17 protein-coding genes, 1 rRNA gene and 1 riboswitch are annotated in these 18,063 nt (G+C 71.0%); of the genes, 13 read left to right on the top strand and 5 right to left on the bottom strand.

Annotation, left to right across the window (positions count from 1 at the left end):
• The 11 genes from rrf to EV562_RS13505 form a co-directional block, all read left to right on the top strand.
• Nucleotides 1-95, top strand: a 5S ribosomal RNA gene (gene rrf / locus EV562_RS13560); the annotation flags it as partial.
• A 109-nt stretch (nucleotides 96-204) separates the two neighbouring features.
• Nucleotides 205-813 carry a CDP-alcohol phosphatidyltransferase family protein gene (locus EV562_RS13555; protein ID WP_133887063.1) on the top strand — a complete coding sequence of 203 codons (609 nt, stop codon included), beginning with the start codon at nucleotides 205-207 and terminating at the stop codon, nucleotides 811-813.
• A 112-nt stretch (nucleotides 814-925) separates the two neighbouring features.
• The gene (locus tag EV562_RS35885) at nucleotides 926-3,421 is read left to right on the top strand and encodes a mannose-1-phosphate guanyltransferase (protein WP_133887034.1); all 2,496 of its coding nucleotides are present in this window, start codon (nucleotides 926-928) and stop codon (nucleotides 3,419-3,421) included.
• Nucleotides 3,422-3,588: 167 nt separating this feature from the next.
• Entirely contained in the window at nucleotides 3,589-4,425 is an 837-nt protein-coding gene (locus tag EV562_RS13545; RefSeq protein WP_166661750.1) for a DUF881 domain-containing protein, read from the top strand.
• On the top strand, nucleotides 4,422-4,754 hold the full coding sequence (locus EV562_RS13540; RefSeq protein ID WP_003977440.1) for a small basic family protein: 333 nt from the start codon (nucleotides 4,422-4,424) through the stop codon (nucleotides 4,752-4,754). The genes EV562_RS13545 and EV562_RS13540 overlap by 4 nt, the downstream gene beginning before the upstream one ends.
• 5 nt (nucleotides 4,755-4,759) lie before the next feature.
• Entirely contained in the window at nucleotides 4,760-5,629 is an 870-nt protein-coding gene (locus EV562_RS13535; protein WP_133887032.1) for a DUF881 domain-containing protein, read from the top strand.
• Nucleotides 5,630-5,777: 148 nt separating this feature from the next.
• Nucleotides 5,778-6,629 carry an FHA domain-containing protein gene (locus EV562_RS13525; RefSeq protein ID WP_243860054.1) on the top strand — a complete coding sequence of 284 codons (852 nt, stop codon included), beginning with the start codon at nucleotides 5,778-5,780 and terminating at the stop codon, nucleotides 6,627-6,629.
• Between the two features lie 44 nt (nucleotides 6,630-6,673).
• Entirely contained in the window at nucleotides 6,674-7,411 is a 738-nt protein-coding gene (locus EV562_RS13520) for a MerR family transcriptional regulator (protein WP_133887029.1), read from the top strand.
• 108 nt (nucleotides 7,412-7,519) lie between these two features.
• Nucleotides 7,520-7,993, top strand: coding sequence for a bifunctional nuclease family protein (locus EV562_RS13515; protein WP_030189411.1), 474 nt, complete (start codon nucleotides 7,520-7,522; stop codon nucleotides 7,991-7,993).
• A gap of 162 nt (nucleotides 7,994-8,155) precedes the next feature.
• Complete coding sequence (locus EV562_RS13510) at nucleotides 8,156-8,842, top strand: MerR family transcriptional regulator (protein WP_208298343.1); 687 nt, start codon at nucleotides 8,156-8,158, stop codon at nucleotides 8,840-8,842.
• A 70-nt stretch (nucleotides 8,843-8,912) separates the two neighbouring features.
• Complete coding sequence (locus tag EV562_RS13505; protein ID WP_133887027.1) at nucleotides 8,913-10,352, top strand: DNA polymerase IV; 1,440 nt, start codon at nucleotides 8,913-8,915, stop codon at nucleotides 10,350-10,352.
• On the opposite strand, the gene EV562_RS13500 is transcribed toward EV562_RS13505, so the two are convergent.
• Nucleotides 10,262-10,645: a PRC-barrel domain-containing protein gene (locus tag EV562_RS13500; protein WP_208298342.1), complete on the bottom strand. Its 384-nt coding sequence runs from the start codon at nucleotides 10,643-10,645 to the stop codon at nucleotides 10,262-10,264. The two genes, EV562_RS13505 and EV562_RS13500, sit on opposite strands and share 91 nt — an antisense overlap.
• A 172-nt stretch (nucleotides 10,646-10,817) precedes the next feature.
• Nucleotides 10,818-10,913, top strand: a riboswitch (glycine riboswitch).
• 176 nt (nucleotides 10,914-11,089) lie between these two features.
• Here EV562_RS13500 and gcvP point away from each other — a divergent pair.
• Nucleotides 11,090-13,975: an aminomethyl-transferring glycine dehydrogenase gene (gcvP, locus tag EV562_RS13495; protein ID WP_133887025.1), complete on the top strand. Its 2,886-nt coding sequence runs from the start codon at nucleotides 11,090-11,092 to the stop codon at nucleotides 13,973-13,975.
• A gap of 65 nt (nucleotides 13,976-14,040) precedes the next feature.
• Here gcvP and EV562_RS13490 read toward each other — a convergent pair whose 3' ends face one another.
• A complete protein-coding gene (locus tag EV562_RS13490) occupies nucleotides 14,041-14,460 on the bottom strand; it encodes a TOBE domain-containing protein (protein WP_133887024.1) in 420 nt (139 codons plus the stop codon).
• A 290-nt stretch (nucleotides 14,461-14,750) separates the two neighbouring features.
• Between EV562_RS13490 and EV562_RS13485 the strand changes: the two genes are divergently transcribed.
• Nucleotides 14,751-15,317, top strand: a complete 567-nt coding sequence (locus EV562_RS13485; RefSeq protein WP_243860045.1) for a DUF1707 domain-containing protein — start codon at nucleotides 14,751-14,753, stop codon at nucleotides 15,315-15,317.
• Here the strand turns inward: EV562_RS13485 and EV562_RS13480 are convergent.
• From EV562_RS13480 to EV562_RS13470, 3 genes are all read right to left on the bottom strand, one after another.
• The gene (locus EV562_RS13480) at nucleotides 15,259-16,359 is read right to left on the bottom strand and encodes a LacI family DNA-binding transcriptional regulator (RefSeq protein WP_133887022.1); all 1,101 of its coding nucleotides are present in this window, start codon (nucleotides 16,357-16,359) and stop codon (nucleotides 15,259-15,261) included. The two genes, EV562_RS13485 and EV562_RS13480, sit on opposite strands and share 59 nt — an antisense overlap.
• Before the next feature lie 230 nt (nucleotides 16,360-16,589).
• A complete protein-coding gene (locus tag EV562_RS13475) occupies nucleotides 16,590-16,793 on the bottom strand; it encodes a DUF5999 family protein (protein ID WP_003977451.1) in 204 nt (67 codons plus the stop codon).
• Between the two features lie 405 nt (nucleotides 16,794-17,198).
• Nucleotides 17,199-17,783 (bottom strand): hypothetical protein, encoded by a 585-nt coding sequence (locus EV562_RS13470; RefSeq protein WP_166661749.1) that lies wholly within the window; start codon nucleotides 17,781-17,783, stop codon nucleotides 17,199-17,201.
• Nucleotides 17,784-18,063: the final 280 nt, after the last annotated feature.

Genomic DNA, 18,063 nt, shown 5'->3' with positions numbered 1-18,063 from the left:
AAACGCCCGGTTACATTTCGAACCCGGAAGCTAAGCCTTACAGCGCCGATGGTACTGCAGGGGGGACCCTGTGGGAGAGTAGGACGCCGCCGAACTCCTTTTAGAGCTCTGGCTCTTGGGCACGCAGCCCGAGAGCCAGAGCTTTTTTGCGTTGAGGTAAGGTCAGTGGGCATCATCGGCTCGTTCACCCCAGGAGGCCCCCGCGTGGAGGTCCAGGAGACCCGCGTGCAGACCGACCGGGTCTTCACCATCCCGAACATCCTCAGCATGGCGCGTCTGGTCGGCGTACCCGTCTTCCTGTGGCTCATCCTGCGGCCCGAGTTCGGTGGCCCGCAGAGCGACGGCTGGGCGCTGTTGGTGCTCGCCCTCAGCGGGGTCAGCGACTACCTGGACGGAAAGCTCGCGCGGCGCTGGAATCAGATCAGCAGCCTCGGCCGGCTCCTGGACCCTGCCGCCGACCGCCTCTACATCCTGTCGACGCTCGTCGGACTCACCTGGCGCGAGATTCTCCCGCTCTGGTTGACCCTTGTACTGCTCGCCCGGGAAGCGGTGCTGCTGGTGATGGTGGGCGTTCTCCGGCGGCACGGCTATCCGCCGCCGCAGGTGAACTTCCTGGGCAAGGCCGCCACCTTCAACCTCATGTACGCCTTCCCCCTGCTTCTGCTCAGTGACGGAAGCGGATGGATCGCGTCACTCGCCGCAGTTTTCGGATGGGCGTTCGCTGGGTGGGGTACAACCCTGTACTGGTGGGCAGGTGTTCTCTACGTGGTGCAGGTCCGCCGCTTGGTACGTGCGGACTCCGCAGCCGATTGAACTCACAGATCTTGCGGCCTCGGTGGCCGGATGGCCCGCGCTGCAAAAGTGCGGGACCCTGGACGGGTGAAGTCGGCTGAACCGTCATCTCTCAGAGGAGGACGCTTCCGACATGAAGGCCGTCGTGATGGCTGGAGGCGAAGGTACACGCCTTCGTCCCATGACCTCGAGCATGCCCAAGCCGCTCCTGCCGGTGGCCAACCGGCCGATCATGGAGCATGTGCTTCGGTTGCTCAAAAGGCATGGGCTCAACGAGACCGTCGTCACCGTGCAGTTCCTGGCCTCACTGGTCAAGAACTACTTCGGTGACGGCGAAGAGCTCGGCATGGAGCTCACCTATGCCAACGAGGAGAAGCCACTCGGTACCGCCGGAAGCGTCAAGAACGCCGAGGAAGCGCTGAAGGACGACGCCTTCCTCGTTATCTCCGGTGATGCCCTGACCGACTTCGACCTCACCGACCTGATCAATTTCCACAAGGAAAAGGGCTCGCTCGTCACGGTGTGTCTGACGCGGGTGCCCAACCCCCTCGAATTCGGCATCACCATCGTCGACGAAGAGGGCAAGGTCGAACGCTTCCTGGAGAAGCCGACCTGGGGCCAGGTCTTCTCGGACACCGTGAACACCGGCATCTACGTCATGGAGCCCGAGGTCTTCGACTACGTCGACCCCGATGTGCCCGTGGACTGGTCCGGTGACGTCTTCCCGCAGCTGATGAAGGAAGGCAAGCCCATCTACGGCTACGTCGCCGAGGGCTACTGGGAGGACGTCGGCACCCACGAGAGCTACGTGAAGGCCCAGGCCGACGTTCTGGAGCGCAAGGTCGACGTCGACATCGACGGTTTCGAGATCTCGCCCGGCGTCTGGGTGGCCGAGGGCGCCGAGGTGCATCCGGACGCCGTGCTGCGCGGCCCCCTGTACATCGGCGACTACGCCAAGGTCGAGGCCGGCGCAGAGATCCGGGAACACACCGTGATCGGGTCCAACGTCGTCGTCAAGAGCGGCGCCTTCCTGCACAAGGCCGTGGTGGCCGACAACGTCTACGTCGGGCCGCACAGCAATCTGCGGGGCTGCGTGGTCGGCAAGAACACCGACATCATGCGTGCCGCGCGGATCGAGGACGGCGCGGTCATCGGTGACGAATGCCTGGTCGGTGAGGAATCGATCATCCAGGGCAATGTGCGGGTCTACCCGTTCAAGACCATCGAGGCCGGTGCCTTCGTCAACACCTCGGTGATCTGGGAGTCCCGCGGGCAGGCGCACCTGTTCGGTGCCCGCGGAGTCTCCGGCATCCTGAACGTGGAGATCACCCCGGAGCTCGCGGTGCGACTGGCCGGCGCGTACGCGACGACCCTGAAGAAGGGGTCCACCGTCACCACGGCCCGCGACCACTCCCGTGGTGCCCGCGCGCTGAAGCGGGCGGTGATCTCCGCTCTGCAGGCCAGCGCCATGGACGTACGCGACCTGGAGAACGTACCGCTGCCCGTGGCGCGGCAGCAGACCGCGCGGGGCAGTGCCGGCGGCATCATGATCCGGACCACCCCGGGTGTGCCGGACTCCGTCGACATCATGTTCTTCGACGGCCAGGGCGCCGACCTGTCGCAGGGAAGCCAGCGGAAGCTGGACCGGGTGTTCGCGCGACAGGAGTACCGGCGGGCGTTCCCCGGAGAGATCGGCGACCTGCACTTCCCGTCGAGTGTCTTCGACTCCTACACCGGGTCGCTGCTGCGGAACATCGACATCACCGGTATCGCGGAGTCCGGGCTCAAGGTGGTCGTCGACGCGTCCAACGGCAGCGCCGGGCTGGTACTGCCCAGCCTGCTCGGGAAGCTCGGCGTCGACTCGCTGACCATCAACCCCGGTCTCGACGAGGCCAGGCCCACGGAGTCGGCCGAGATGCGCCGGTCCGGCCTGGTGCGCCTCGGTGAGATCGTCGCGTCCTCGCGGGCCGCGTTCGGCGTGCGGTTCGACCCGGTCGGTGAGCGGCTGTCGCTCGTCGACGAGAAGGGGCGCATCATCGAGGACGACCGTGCGCTGCTGGTGATGCTGGACCTGATCGCGGCCGAGCGGCGCAGTGGACGGGTCGCGCTGCCGGTGACGACCACCAGGATCGCCGAGCAGGTCGCCGCGTACCACGGCACGCAGGTCGAGTGGACGACCACCTCTCCCGACGACCTGACCCGGGTCGGCGGCGAGGAAGGGGCGATCTTCGGCGGAGACGGCAAGGGCGGGTTCATCGTCCCCGAGTTCAGCAGCGTGTACGACGGCACCGCGGCCTTCGTGCGGCTGATCGGACTGGTCGCGCGCACCCAGCTCACCCTGAGCCAGATCGACGCGCGGATCCCGCGGGCCCACGTGCTCAAGCGGGACCTGGCCACTCCCTGGGCGGTCAAGGGCCTGGTCATGCGGCGAGTCGTCGAGGCGGCCGGGGACCGGTCCGTGGACACCACGGACGGAGTCCGGGTCGTCGAGACCGACGGACGCTGGGTGATGGTGCTGCCCGACCCGGCGGAGGCGGTCACGCACCTGTGGGCCGAGGGCCCCGACGACGCCTCGGCGCAGGCGCTGCTGGACGAGTGGGCCGCGGTGGTGGACAGCGCGGGCCGGTAGGACGGGCCGCACGCGTACGTGCCGGACAAGTGTCCCCAAGGGGGCCTGTCCGGCACGCCGGTGGGGCCGTTCGGAGGTAGTGGCGGCGGCGTGCGACGATGTGCGGCATGCCGCAGCCACCCCCCGTTCGGAGCACAGCCACGCGGCCCGCGCGCCCGGACGCGTCCATGTCGTTGCTGACGAACGTCATGGACCACAGTCTCGACGACGGATACGCCGAGGCCGCCGCGCGCAAGAAGGCCGACGGCGGCGGCGGGATGCCCAGGACGCTCCGTGCCAAGCTGGGCCTGGCGGCCGGGCTCGTGCTCGCGGCCCTGGTCGTGACCGTCGGCGCCGCCCAGGCACGCGTGGCCGCCCCCGTGGTCGCCAAGGAACGTGAAGAGCTGGTCGACCGCATAGAGGGGGAGACCTCGGCCGCCGACAAGCTGGAGAAGAGCGTCGACGCGCTGCGCGACGACGTGAACACGCGTCGGCGCGAGGCGCTGGAGAAGAGCGGCGAGGGCGACCGGTCCGACCTGGTGGGCATGCTGTCGGGCGCGGTCGAGGTGCACGGCCCGGGGGTGAAGCTCGTGGTCGACGACGCCAAGGACGTGAGCTCGGGCGCGGACGGGCAGCCGCGCGGCACCTCGGGCTTCTCCGACACGGGCCGGGTGCGGGACCGCGACATGCAGCGCGTGGTCAACGGGTTGTGGGAGTCAGGCGCCGAGGCGATCTCCATCAACGGACAGCGTCTGACGGCACTGTCGGCGATCCGGGCCGCCGGTGACGCGATACTGGTCGACAACAGGCCGCTGGTGCCGCCGTACTCGGTGCTCGCGGTGGGGGACGGCCAGGGGCTGAGCAGGGCCTTCCAGGACAGTGCCGACGGCTTGTACCTGAACGCCCTGCAGGAGAGCTACGGCATCCGCACCGCCATCTCCGTCGCGGACGACCTCACGCTGCCGGCCGCACCGAGTCTGATCGTACGTACAGCACAGCCGATATCCGAGAAGGGCACATCGTGATCGCCGTACTGGGCCTCGTCGTGGGAGTCGTGGCCGGATTGCTGGTCCGGCCCGAGGTGCCGGCAGCCGTGGAGCCGTATCTGCCGATCGCCGTCGTGGCGGCGCTGGACGCCGTCTTCGGTGGTCTGCGGGCCATGCTCGACGGCATCTTCGACGACAAGGTCTTCGTGGTGTCGTTCCTGTCGAACGTGGTCGTGGCCGCCCTGATCGTGTTCCTCGGCGACAAGCTGGGCGTCGGCGCGCAGCTGTCCACCGGTGTCGTGGTGGTCCTCGGCATCCGTATCTTCTCCAACGCCGCGGCGATCCGACGCCACGTCTTCCGGGCGTGAGGCGGATGAGCGATCACGACGAGCAGAGCGCGAACCGGCTGCGCAAGGAGCTGCCCGACGAAGTGGCGTCCTCGGCGGGCCCGGACCCGGACCCGGACGCGGAACCGCCGGCGGCCGGCGCACCGCAGGACACCCGGCCGGAGCGGAACGGACTGACCGGCAGGCAGCGGCTCCTGAAGGGGCTGTGGCCGCCGCGCCTCACGCGGGCCCAACTCATCGTGGCCCTGCTGCTGTTCGGGCTCGGCTTCGGCCTCGCCGTCCAGGTGGCGTCCAACAGCGACAACGACAGCGCGCTGCGCGGCGCCCGCCAGGAAGATCTGGTCCGCATCCTCGATGAACTGGACGACCGTACTCAGCGTCTAGAAGACGAGAAGCAGGGTCTCGAGAGTCAGCGCGACGAGCTCGAGAACAGCTCCGACCAGGCGGAGGAGGCCCGCAAGCAGACGCTCGAGAAGGAGCGGCAACTGGGCGTTCTCGCGGGCACCGTGGCCGCGCAGGGGCCCGGCATCACGGTGACCATCGAGGACACGAAGGGAACGGTCGAGGCGGACATGCTGCTCGACGCGATCCAGGAGCTGCGTGCGGCGGGTGCGGAGGCGATCCAGGTGAACGGTGTCCGGGTCGTCGCCGGCACGTACCTCGCGGACTCCGGCAACTCCGTCGGCGTCGACGGGAACAAGATCAACGCGCCCTATCGTTTCCAGGTCATCGGCAAGCCGCAGGACCTCGAGCCGGCTCTCAACATTCCTGGAGGAGTGGTGCAGACTCTGGAGAAGGAACAGGCCACCGTTACTGTCGAGAGGTCGAGCAAGATCGTCGTGGACGCCTTGCGAGCGGCGGAGCGGCCTGACTACGCTCGGTCGTCCTCCCAGTGAACCGGCGGTGCATGGGGGGCGTCCGGCGAGGGCATGAGGTTGCGGGGGGTCGGCGCACCGATTGGGTGGTGCGTGGTGGAAACTGTCCGGTGGAGACGGACGTTGTGAAGGTGTCCGGGTCGGTCAGTGCGTTCAGTAAGGGTTCGTCCTGCCCCACGGGCGGGTCTGTTTCGGTCAAGGGGAATCGCCCGTGAAGTTGTTTGCGAAGTTGTTCGGCAAGAGCGCGCGAGAGGGCAGCGGCGACAACGCGACCGCCCGTCATCGCGCACAGCCCGATGCGGAGGGCCGGCGCCCGATGTACCGGGACCAGGTGGGTGGTCCGGGCGCGCCGTCTGTTGACCCTTCTCAGTCCGGCGGCATAGGTTTCGGCCAGCCCTCCGCCGCAGGTACGGGTGGTGGGTACACCCCCGACCCGTACGCGTCGAGCGCCCCGGTGGGGCAGCCGCGGCAGGAGGATCCGTCCATGTCGGCCCTGGTGTGTACGAGGTGCGGCAACCGCAACGCGGAGAACAGCCGCTTCTGCTCCAACTGCGGCGCTCCGCTGCGGGCCGGCGCGGTCCCGGAGCGTGCGTCGGAGACGACCTCCACGATCTCCATCTCCGGCCTGGAGGCCTACGACTCCGAGGTCACCGGCCAGACCGCGATGCCGGCGCTCTCTCCCGAGGCGCAGGCGGCCGTCGACGCGCTGCCGCTGGGCTCCGCGCTCCTGGTCGTGCGGCGTGGCCCGAACTCGGGCAGCCGCTTCCTGCTGGACGGCGAGCTGACCACCGCCGGACGTCATCCGCAGAGCGACATCTTCCTGGACGACGTGACGGTCTCGCGCCGGCACGTGGAGTTCCGCCGCAGCCCGGACGGTTCGTTCACGGTCGCCGACGTCGGCAGCCTGAACGGCACGTACGTCAACCGGGAGCGCATCGACCAGGTCGCCCTGTCGAACGGTGACGAGGTGCAGATCGGCAAGTACCGGCTGGTGTTCTACGCGAGCCAGCGGGGTTACTGACCCGCCCCCGGGCCGCCCGCCCGGGGAACCCCCAGGGAAGGTCCATGTTTCAAACACCGAGCGGCGGCGCCGGTCACGGCGTCGCCGCCACGGACAGTGGGCTGATGAGCATCGGCGCAGTGCTGAACGCGCTGCGTGACGAGTTCCCCGACATCACCGTCTCCAAGATCCGTTTCCTCGAGTCGGAGGGTCTCGTCGAGCCGCGGCGGACCCCGGCCGGGTATCGCAAGTTCAGCGCGCACGACGTGGAACGCCTCGGTGAGGTTCTGCGCATGCAGCGCGACCACTACCTGCCGCTCAAGGTGATCCGCGAGCACCTGGACGCCGTGGAGCGCGGCGAGGCCGTCGCCCTGCCGAGAGTCGGCCGTCAGCGGGACGGGGAAGCCGTACCGGAACCGGTCGAAGGGGCGACGGTGGCCCGGATCGGGCGGGACGAGCTGCTCGCCACGGCCGGGGTCGACGACCGGGACCTGAAGGAGTGGGAGTCGTACGGGCTCCTCGCTCCGCTGCCCGACGGGGCGTACGACGCCGAGGCGGTCACCGTGGCATCGCTGGTGGTGCAGCTGGGCCGGTTCGGGATCGAACCGCGGCACCTGCGGGCGATGAAGGCCGCGGCCGACCGGGAGGCCGGGCTCGTGGACCAGGTGGTGGCCCCGCTGAAGCGGCACCGCAACCCTCAGACCAGGGCCCACGCGGAGGCCCGCACCAAGGAGCTGGCCGGTCTGGCGGTGAAGCTGCACGCGGCGCTGGTGCAGACCGCCCTGGGCGTGCGGCTGCCCTGAAGAGGGCGGGACGGAGAATCCGGGTCGCGCAGCCGATACAGACCCGGATCGCCCACCCGATCCCGGCCCGACTACCCAAACGTCCCGGGCACGGCCTAGGGTTGCTGTGTGAACGAGCTCGATGTCGTAGGTGTCCGGGTCGAGATGCCCTCCAACCAGCCGATCGTGCTGCTGCGCGAGGTGGGCGGCGACCGCTACCTTCCCATCTGGATCGGACCGGGGGAGGCGACGGCGATCGCCTTCGCCCAGCAGGGCATGGCCCCGGCGCGGCCGCTGACGCACGACCTGTTCAAGGACGTGCTGGAGGCCGTCGGCCAGGAGCTCACGGAAGTGCGTATCACCGACCTGCGTGACGGGGTCTTCTACGCGGAGCTGGTCTTCGCGAGCGGCGTCGAGGTCAGTGCGAGGCCGTCCGACGCCATAGCGCTGGCCCTGCGCACCGGTACGCCGATCTACGGCAGCGACACGGTCCTCGACGACGCCGGCATCGCGATCCCGGACGAGCAGGAGGACGAGGTGGAGAAGTTCCGCGAGTTCCTCGACCAGATCTCGCCCGAGGACTTCGGGACCAGCAACCAGTGAGACGCGGCCCGTTTCGCGCACATCCGACCAGCCTTTCCCGGGATCGGGCACGGGAAACCACTCTTAGGGTGATTATCACTCGGCGTGCCGAGTGTGGCGATCGTTGACGCACCCTTGGTGACTGCCTACCTTCGAGGAGGCAGGTCAAGGACGGAGGTCGGCGTGAGAATCAGCGGCGACGGTACGGTTGGGGGTGGCCCCGGGCCCAGCCTCGGGGCAGGCGGTCCGTACCCGCCCCCGGGCACCCGGCTCCGCGCAGGCGCGGGCCACGCCCAGCAGGGTGTTGCGGCCGATCCCGGTCCACAGCGACGGGCAGCCGTGCCGACCAGCGGAGGGGCGACGTCGATGGCGTCCGAGCAGATCGGCTACCGCGGGCCGACGGCCTGCGCGGCCGCCGGCATCACCTACCGGCAGCTCGACTACTGGGCCCGCACGGGTCTCGTCGAGCCCAGCGTGCGGCCCGCGCACGGATCCGGGACGCAGCGGCTCTACAGCTTCCGGGACGTGGTCGTGCTGAAGATCGTCAAGCGCTTCCTCGACACCGGGGTGTCCCTGCAGAACATCCGGACCGCCGTCCAGCACCTGCGGGAGCGCGGCTTTCGCGATCTGGAGCGGATGACGCTGATGAGCGACGGCGCCACCGTCTACGAGTGCACCTCGCCCGACGAGGTGCACGCCCTGCTCCAGGGCGGCCAGGGCGTCTTCGGAATCGCCGTCGGGGTGGTCTGGCGGGACGTGGAGAGCGCGCTGTCCCAGCTGCACGGGGAGCGGATCGACACGGGCGAGACCCTGGTCGGGCACAATCCGGCGGACGAGCTGGCCCGGCGGAGGAACAACCGGGCGGTCTGACCGCGCCGCGCCCCGGTTCCGTCCGGCGGTGAGGACGGCATTGTCAGTGGCGTAGGGCAGCATCGGAGATGTGAGAACCGCGCCCACGATCCTGCATCTCGACATGGATGCCTTCTTCGCCTCGGTGGAGCAGGCGTCCAAGCCGAGCCTGCGCGGAAAGGCCGTGGTGGTGGGCGGCCTCGGGCCGCGCGGCGTGGTCGCCACCTGCTCGTACGAGGCGCGGGTGTTCGGCGTGCACTCCGCGATGCCCATGGGCCAGGCCCGTCGGCTCGCCCCGCACGCCGCCTACCTCGTCCCCCGCTTCGAGCTCTACCGGTCGATCAGCGAGCAGGTGATGCGGCTGCTGCGCGAGCTGTCGCCCCTGGTGGAGCCCCTAAGCCTGGACGAGGCCTTCGTGGACCTGGAGGCCGGCGGGACGGCCTGGGACGCGGAGTCGGCGCGCCTGGCCGGGGTGAAGCTGCGGACGGACATCCGCGCCGTCACCGGGCTCACCGGCTCCGTGGGGCTCGCCGCCTCCAAGATGCTCGCCAAGATCGCCTCGGAGGAGGCCAAGCCCGACGGACTGGTGCTCATCCCGCCGGGGACGGAGCGGGCCATGCTGGAGCCGATGACCGTGCGGACGCTGCCCGGAGTCGGGCCGGCCACGGGGGACCACCTGCGCCGGGCGGGGATCACCACGGTCGGCGAGATCGCCGAGGCCGGCGAGGACGAGCTGGTGCGGCTGCTGGGCAACGCGCACGGCCACGCGCTGTACGCCATGGCGCTGGCCCGCGACGAGCGGCCGGTGGTGGCCGAGCGGGAGACCAAGTCGGTGTCCGTCGAGGACACCTACGACGTGGACATCCACGACCGGGTGCGGGTCGGCGTCGAGGTGGGGCGGCTCGCGGACCGCTGTGTGCGGCGGCTGCGCCGCTCCGGCCTGTCCGGGCGGACCATCGTGCTCAAGGTCCGCAGGTACGACTTCTCCACGCTCACCCGCTCCGAGACGCTGCGCGGGCCCACCGACGACCCCTCGGTGGTGCGGGAAGCCGCCGCCAGGCTGCTGGACTCGGTCGACACGACCGGTGGCGTGCGGCTGCTCGGGGTGGGGGTCACCGGGCTCGCCGACTTCACACAGGAGGACCTGTTCGCCCAGGCCGCCGGGGGCCGGGCCGAGGATCTCGCCGAGGAGCCCGAGGCCGAGCCCGTGGAGGAGCACAGCGCCTCACCCGCCGAGCGGCGGTGGCCGGCGGGACACGACGTGCGGCACGCGGAGCTGGGGCACGGGTGGGTGCAGGGCAGCGGGCTGGGCCGGGTCACCGTGCGGTTCGAGACGCCCTACTCGGAGGTCGGCAGGGTGCGGACCTTCCCGGTCGGCGACCCGGACCTGATCCCGGCGGACCCCCTGCCGCTGGTCGCCGGCGCGGAGGGCGGGGAGGGTCAGCCGTCGTCGTTGCCCTTGCCGGCCAGCTTGCCGAAGTCGTGGTCGGAGGGCGGGGGCGAGGGCGAGGGCGCGACGTCCAGGCCGTAGTGGTGGTAGAGCTGGAGTTCCTGTTCCGGCGAGAGATGGCGGCCGACGCCGAAGTCGGGCGCCTCCTTGATCAGGGACCGGTCGAAGGGCACGCGCAGGGCGCCGTCGACCAGCTCGCTCGGCTCCAGGGGGACGAAGGCGTCCCTGCTGAAGAGGCCCGTCCGTATCGCCGCCCACTCGGGGACGCCGGTGGCATCGTCGAGGTACACCTCGTCCACGGTGCCGATCCTGGTGCCGTCGCGGTCGAACGCCTTGCGGCCGATCAGGTTCCGCGGATCGATGTCAGTACGCACGGGGCCCTCCACTTGATCGCACCTGGGCCGCACTGGGTCGCACACCAGCCGCCTAATCATCCGTAAGTACTACAAAAGAACACATGGCGTCGGTCGGCCACTCGAAGCCCGGGGCACGGCGGCCACGCCGAGTCCGCGCCTCGGCCTCGCTGGTACGCTGGCAAACGGCTGCTGACCCCGCGCGGGAGAGTCCTCCGGGCATCACCGGAGGCGCCGAAGGAGCAAATCCTCCCCGGAATCTCTCAGGCTCACGTACCGCACGGACGAGGTCACTCTGGAAAGCAGAGCGGGTGTCACGGCTTCCGCTCTCACCGACGGTGAAAGCCGGGAGAGCCCCAGGGCTCGTCCGGTGAAGCTCTCAGGTTGAGATGACAGAGGGGGAGGCCGTCCGGGTACCCGCGCCTTGGTGCCCCTCGAAGGTCGTCAGACCAGGAGGCCTCCGCAATGACCGCCCATCGCACTCCGCTCTCCGAACTCGAACAGGCCATGCCCTTCGAGCAGCGCCACATCGGCCCCGACCACGAGGCCCGGGCCAAGATGCTCGCGCAGGTCGGCTACGGCTCGCTCGACGAGCTGACGGCCGCCGCCGTGCCGGAAGTGATCAAGAACGCCGACGCGCTGGACCTGCCGGGTGCGCGCTCCGAGGCGGAGGTGCTGGCCGAGCTGTGCTCCCTGGCCGACCGCAACCAGGTCCTCGACTCCATGATCGGCCTCGGCTACTACGGCACCTTCACCCCGCCGGTCATCCTGCGCAACGTCATGGAGAACCCGTCCTGGTACACGGCGTACACGCCGTACCAGCCGGAGATCTCCCAGGGCCGGCTCGAGGCCCTGCTGAACTTCCAGACCATGGTCGCCGAGCTGACCGGCCTGCCCACCTCGGGTGCCTCGCTGCTCGACGAGGGCACCGCCGCCGCCGAGGCGATGGCCCTGTCCCGGCGCATGGGCAAGAACAAGAAGGGCCTGTTCCTGGTCGACGCGGACGCCCTGCCGCAGACGGTCGCCGTGATACAGACCCGTGCCGAGCCGACCGGTGTCGAGGTGGTCGTCGCCGACCTGAGCGACGGCATCCCGGCCGAGGTCGCCGAGCGGGAGATCAACGGTGTCCTGATCCAGTACCCGGGCGCCTCCGGCGCCGTGCGCGACATCAAGCCGGTGATCGACCGGGCGCACGAACTCGGCGCGCTGGTCACCGTCGCCGCCGACCTCCTCGCCCTCACGCTGCTCACCTCGCCGGGCGAGCTGGGCGCGGACATCGCCGTCGGCACTACGCAGCGCTTCGGTGTGCCGATGGGCTTCGGCGGACCGCACGCCGGCTACATGGCCGTGCACGAGAAGTTCGCCCGCAGCCTGCCCGGCCGTCTGGTCGGCGTCTCCGTGGACGCGGACGGCAACAAGGCCTACCGCCTGGCCCTGCAGACCCGCGAGCAGCACATCCGCCGTGAGAAGGCCACCAGCAACATCTGCACCGCGCAGGTGCTGCTCGCCGTCATGGCCGGCATGTACGCCGTCTACCACGGCCCCGAGGGACTGCGGGCCATCGCCCGGCGCACGCACCGGTACGCCACGATCACCGCCGCCGGTCTCGCCGCGGGCGGCGTCGAGATCGTGCACGGCGCCTACTTCGACACCGTCACCGCCCGGGTGCCCGGCCGGGCCGACGCGATCGTCCACGCCGCCCGCGAGAACGGCATCAACCTGCGTCTCGTCGACACCGACCACGTGTCCTTCGCCTGCGACGAGACCACCACGCGTGCCCAGGTCGGCGGCGTGTGGAACGCGTTCGGCATCGAGGGCGACATCGAGGCGCTGGACGCCGACACCGAGGAGACGCTGCCCGAGGCGCTGCTGCGCACCGACGACTTCCTGACCCACCCCGTCTTCCACCAGCACCGTTCCGAGACCGCGATGCTGCGCTACCTGCGCCGCCTGGCCGACCGGGACTACGCGCTCGACCGCGGCATGATCCCGCTGGGCTCCTGCACCATGAAGCTCAACGCGACCACCGAGATGGAGCCGGTCACCTGGTCCGAGTTCGGCGCGCTGCACCCCTTCGCGCCCGCCGAGCAGGCGCAGGGCTACCTGACCCTCATCCGTGAGCTGGAGGAGCGGCTCGCCGAGGTCACCGGGTACGACAAGGTCTCCCTGCAGCCCAACGCCGGGTCCCAGGGCGAGTTCGCCGGCCTGCTCGCCGTCCGCGGCTACCACCGGGCCAACGGCGACGAGCAGCGCACCGTCTGCCTCATCCCGTCCTCCGCGCACGGCACGAACGCCGCGAGCGCCGTGATGGCCGGCATGAAGGTCGTCGTCGTCAAGACCGCCGGGGACGGCGAGATCGACGTCGAGGACCTGCGCGCCAAGATCGAGAAGCACCGCGACGAGCTGGCCGTGCTGATGATCACGTACCCCTCCACGCACGGCGTGTTCGAGGAGCACGTCGCCGACATCTGCGCGCAGGTGCACGAGGCGGGCGGCCAGGTCTACGTGGACGGCGCCAACCTGAACGCCCTGGTCGGCCTCGCCAAGCCCGGCCACTTCGGCGGCGACGTCTCCCACCTGAACCTGCACAAGACCTTCTGCATCCCGCACGGCGGCGGCGGTCCCGGCGTCGGCCCCGTGGCCGTACGGTCGCACCTGGCGCCGTACCTGCCCAACCACCCGCTGCAGCCCGCGGCGGGCCCGCAGACGGGCGTCGGACCGATCTCGGCGGCGCCGTGGGGCTCGGCCGGCATCCTGCCGATCTCGTGGTCGTACGTGCGGCTGATGGGCGGCGAGGGGCTCAAGCGCGCCACGCAGGTGGCCGTGCTGTCCGCCAACTACATCGCCAAGCGCCTGGAGCCGCACTTCCCGGTGCTGTACACGGGGCCGGGCGGGCTGGTCGCGCACGAGTGCATCATCGACCTGCGCCCGCTGACGAAGTCCACCGGCGTCAGCGTCGACGACGTCGCCAAGCGCCTGATCGACTACGGTTTCCACGCGCCGACGATGTCCTTCCCGGTGGCCGGCACGCTGATGATCGAGCCGACCGAGTCCGAGGACCTGGCCGAGCTGGACCGGTTCTGCGAGGCGATGATCGCCATCCGGGCGGAGATCGAGAAGGTCGGATCCGGTACCTGGTCCGCCGACGACAACCCGTTGCGCGGCGCCCCGCACACCGCGGGCGCGCTGGGCGGCGAATGGGACCACGCGTACACCCGCGAGGAGGCCGTCTTCCCGGCCGGCGTGTCCGCCGCCGACAAGTACTGGCCGCCGGTGCGCCGTATCGACCAGGCCTACGGCGACCGCAACCTCGTCTGCTCCTGCCCGCCGCTGGACGCGTACGAGGACTGAGTCCCGCACCGAGCGAGCCAGGCCCCGTCCGGGCCCCAGGGGACCGGACGGGGCCTCTCGGCGTCTCAGGCCGTGGCGAGCGACACCTCCGTCGACTTGATCAGCGCGACGACGGCAGCGCCGACGGCCAGGTCCAGGTCGTCCGCGGCCTTCCGGGTGATGGCCGCGGTCAGCTCGGCGCCCTCGACGGCGACCGCGACGGAGGCCATCGCGGCGCCCGTGGTGAGGGCGGTGACCGTGCCCGGCAGCCGGTTGCGGATGGACAGGCCGTCGACGCGCCCGGTGGCCAGGGCGACCTCCGTGGACTTCACCAGGGCCCGCACGGCGGTGCCGGGGGCGAGCGCGAGCTCCTCGGCGGACTCCCGGGTGATCGCCGCGGTGAGGTCCTGGCCGCCCGAGAGACGGACCGAGACCGTCGCCATGGCCTCGCCCGGGGTGACGGAGGTGACGGTGCCGGGGAGCTGGTTGCGGATGCTCAGGCTCATGGGGGCACCGTAGCCCGGGAAAGGCGTCGTCCCGGGTACGTGCGGGCCCGGGGCGGTCACGTCGCCATAGTGCGGGTGAAGTCGATGTAGATCCTTGTCGATGAATGGTCGCTGTCGAGCGGGTCGCGTGACGGAACGGGGCAAGGGCGCGGGGTGGAGGGGGTTGGCCACGGGGTGTAACGCGATATAGCGTTAGCGTGCGGGTCGGATCACAGGGACGAGGCGTTTCGCGGAACGTCCGGGGAGAACGGGGTCGAGCTATGCCGGTGCAGCCCTCGCAGGACGGTGCGATGCCCGAGCTCCGGGCCTCGGACACGGACCGGGACCGGGCGGTGGAGACGCTGAGCGCCGCCGCAGGCGACGGCAGGCTGACCGCCGAGGAGCTGGACGAGCGGGTGGGGGCGGCGCTCACCGCGCGCACCCAGGGGGAGCTGGCCGCCCTGACCGCCGACCTGCCGCTCGCGGCGGACGGTGCCGCGGCAGCGGCGGCGAGGGACGTCGTCCGCATCGAGCAGGAGGGCGCGTCCACCCGGCGGGGCGCGGGCTGGGTGGTCCCGCGACGGCTGGAGATCCGGTCGGCCTGGGGCGAGGTGACGCTCGACCTCGCCCGGGCGGTGATCACGGGCGACACCCTGCGGATCGACCTGGACATGCGGGCCGGGGCGCTGAAGATCCTGACCCGGCCCGGCATCGTGGTGGACACCGACTCCCTCGTGACGAGCTACGCCGAGGTGAAGACGCCGAGGACCCTCGACACCGGCGCTCCCGTGGTGCTGAGGGTGGAGATCGCGGGCGAGATCAGCTGGGGGCAGGTCGTGGTGCGTGCGCCGCGCCGCATACGCGCGCGGAGGGCGTGAGGGGCGGGGGCGCCGTGCTGGAGCGGAGGACCAGTTCCGTGTCCAACTCGGCACGGGGCGGGTCGGGCCGTTCGTCGCGGGCCCGGTCCAGCACCGTGCGCGCGGCCACCCTGCCCATGTCGGCGAGCGGCTGGCGCACGGTCGTCAGGGGCGGCGCCGACCAGCGGACCTCCGGAAGGTCGTCGAAGCCGACGACGCTCATGTCCCGCGGCACGGTCAGCCCGCGTCGGCGCAGCGCCTCGATCGCACCGAGCGCCATCTGGTCGCTGGTCGCGAAGATCGCCGTCGGGGGATCGGCCAGGGTCAGCAGGGCCTCGCAGGCCGCGTAACCGGACTCGTGGCGGAAGTCACCGGGGACGATCAGGGACTCGTCCACGGCGACGCCGGCGCCCTCCAGGGCGGCGCGGTAGCCGTCGTGGCGGGCCCGGGAGCACAGCAGTCGAGGCGGCCCGGCGATCAGGCCGATCCTGCGGTGTCCCAGCGACAGCAGATGCTCGGTGGCCGCCGTGCCGCCCGCCCGGTTGGCCGCGCCGACGGTGGGCACGTCCAGGGCCGGGGAGCCCGCCGGGTCGACGACGACCAGGGGCACGCCGAGGACGCGCAGCTCTTGCTGGAGCACGGGGTCCAGGGCCGAGGTGACCAGGACGACGCCGTCCGAGGCCCGGGCGCGCAGATTGCGCATCCACTGCCGGGCGTCGCCCGAGCGTCCGCGGACCGCCGAGACCACGGTGCCGACCCCGGCGGCGTGGGCCACCTCTTCGACGCCTCGGATGATCTCCACGGCCCAGGGGCTGTCCAGGTCGTTGAAGACCAGGTCGAGCAGGGCGGCCCGGCGTCCGGGCGCCGCGGCGCGCTTGCGGTACCCGTGCCGACGCAGCAGCTCCTCCACCCGTGCCCGGGTCCCGGGCGACACGTCCGACCGGCCGTTCACGACCCGGGACACGGTCGGCACCGAGACGCCCGCGCGGCGGGCGATGTCCGTGATGGTGACCCTGCCCCGCCCGCCGGAAGTCGTCCCGGCCCGGGCCTCGTCTGCTGCCACATCCCCACCTTCGCCGACACCGACCGTGAATCCTCCAGGAGTCTTCCGGAAACCGGACGCCCGGGGGAAGGGTGTACCGGCCCGGGAAACCGGGCCGTCACCGTGTCGACGCGGGCGGACTACGGGGAGTGACCGGCCCCGGACACGCGTGGGGGCCGGTGCGCAGCCGTGGCTGCGGGCCGGCCCCGTGAGGCACCGGGCGGTGCGGTGTCACCCCGCCCGGACGGTGGTCAGGCTGCGGTCGTCAGACCCGCGCCGACCGGGCGGTGCGGGGCGATGACCCGGCCGTCCGGCAGTAGCTCACCGGTGTCCTCGAAGAGGACGACACCGTTGCACAGCAGGCTCCACCCCTGCTCCGGGTGGTGCGCCACGAGACGGGCGGACTCCCGGTCGGCGGAGACGGCTGAGGGGCACGGTGGCTGGTGCTGACACATGAGTGGGGTCTCTCGGTCCGTGGTGATGGGTGCGTTCGCTGTCTTGTCTGGCCTTCGGCGTGAAGCCTCGTTCATGGCCGCCCCCCGTTGTCGAGTCGGTCCGAACCCAGTGTTGCCCCACGGGCGTCGATCCGCAGGTATTTCGCAGCACCGCTTCTCACAGGTTGATGACGCATCACCCGCGCGGACGGTTCAGCCCAACTGCACTGTCACTTCGGGTGGTTCTGCATGGCCGGATGGGGCTAGTCCGCGCGGGTGGGCGGAGGATTTGGGCGGGCACGGGCTGGGCCGATCGGGCTGTCCCGTCCCGCCCGCCCGGCCCAGCCGTCCGGCCTGGGCCCGCCCGGCCCGGGCGAACGGGACGGGCGGGCGGGACGGGCCGGCGGACCGCGTGCGACGGGCGGGTCAGGCGGGGGAGCCCAGCAGCCGCGTCGGTGTCATCCGGTGCGTGAGGACCGGGAGCAGCTCGGCGACCCGGTGCGGCCGGTGGGCCGCGATGCCGGGCGGGGCCGGTGCCAGCGGCACCAGCAGGTCGGTGGCCGCGGGGTGCCCGGCCGAGGCGTCCGCGCCACCGTCGCCGTGCAGCCACAGTGTCAGCATGTACAGCTCGGGAACCGACAGCAGACGGGGCTGGTACGGCTGCGCCATCGACTCGGCCTGGCGCAGGGCGTGCTCGGTCGAGGCGACGTAGGGACCCTCGAAGAAGTGCGAGAAGGCCCAGCCGTCGGGGGTCAGCATCGTCTCCGCCGCGGCCACCGCCCGGTCGCCGCACCGGATGTGGAAGCGCCACCCGGTCAGCCGTGTCGCCGTCACGCCCTCCGCCGTGACCCGGTCGAGGACGTGCACGGGCAGCGGCAGTTCGGGTGTGGCGGGGCCCCGGGCGCCGAGCAGGGCGGGGGTGCGGGCCTCACGGACCGCGGTGGGAGAGGAGAGGGCCGTGAGGACGGAACGCAGGGCGGCCGCGGGGGCCTCGGGGACACGCAGGGGCATGATGGGTCGCCTCTCATTCGAAGGCACGGTGGCGCGAGGGCGGAGCGGGGCGGACGACGCTGTCGGCCACAGGGCTGGGAGAGGCAGGGACCGGTTCCGGAGAACGAGAAGTGGGAGAGGCCTGCCGCGCGTCAGCTCGACGGCAGGACCCGGCGACCGTGGGCGCCGGTCCACTGCCTGTCCGCGGAGTTTATACGACACGTGTTCAGACTGTGTTTCGACTAGCCGATTGCGGTAACCAGTACAAGGTTGCATTCGGCCGTCGTTCTGCGGGAATCCT

The organism is Streptomyces sp. BK208 (assembly GCF_004364245.1).
Taxonomy (GTDB): Bacteria; Actinomycetota; Actinomycetes; order Streptomycetales; family Streptomycetaceae; genus Streptomyces.
Note: the sequence above shows the minus strand (reverse complement) of the source record. Positions and strands in the feature narration are given on the sequence as shown.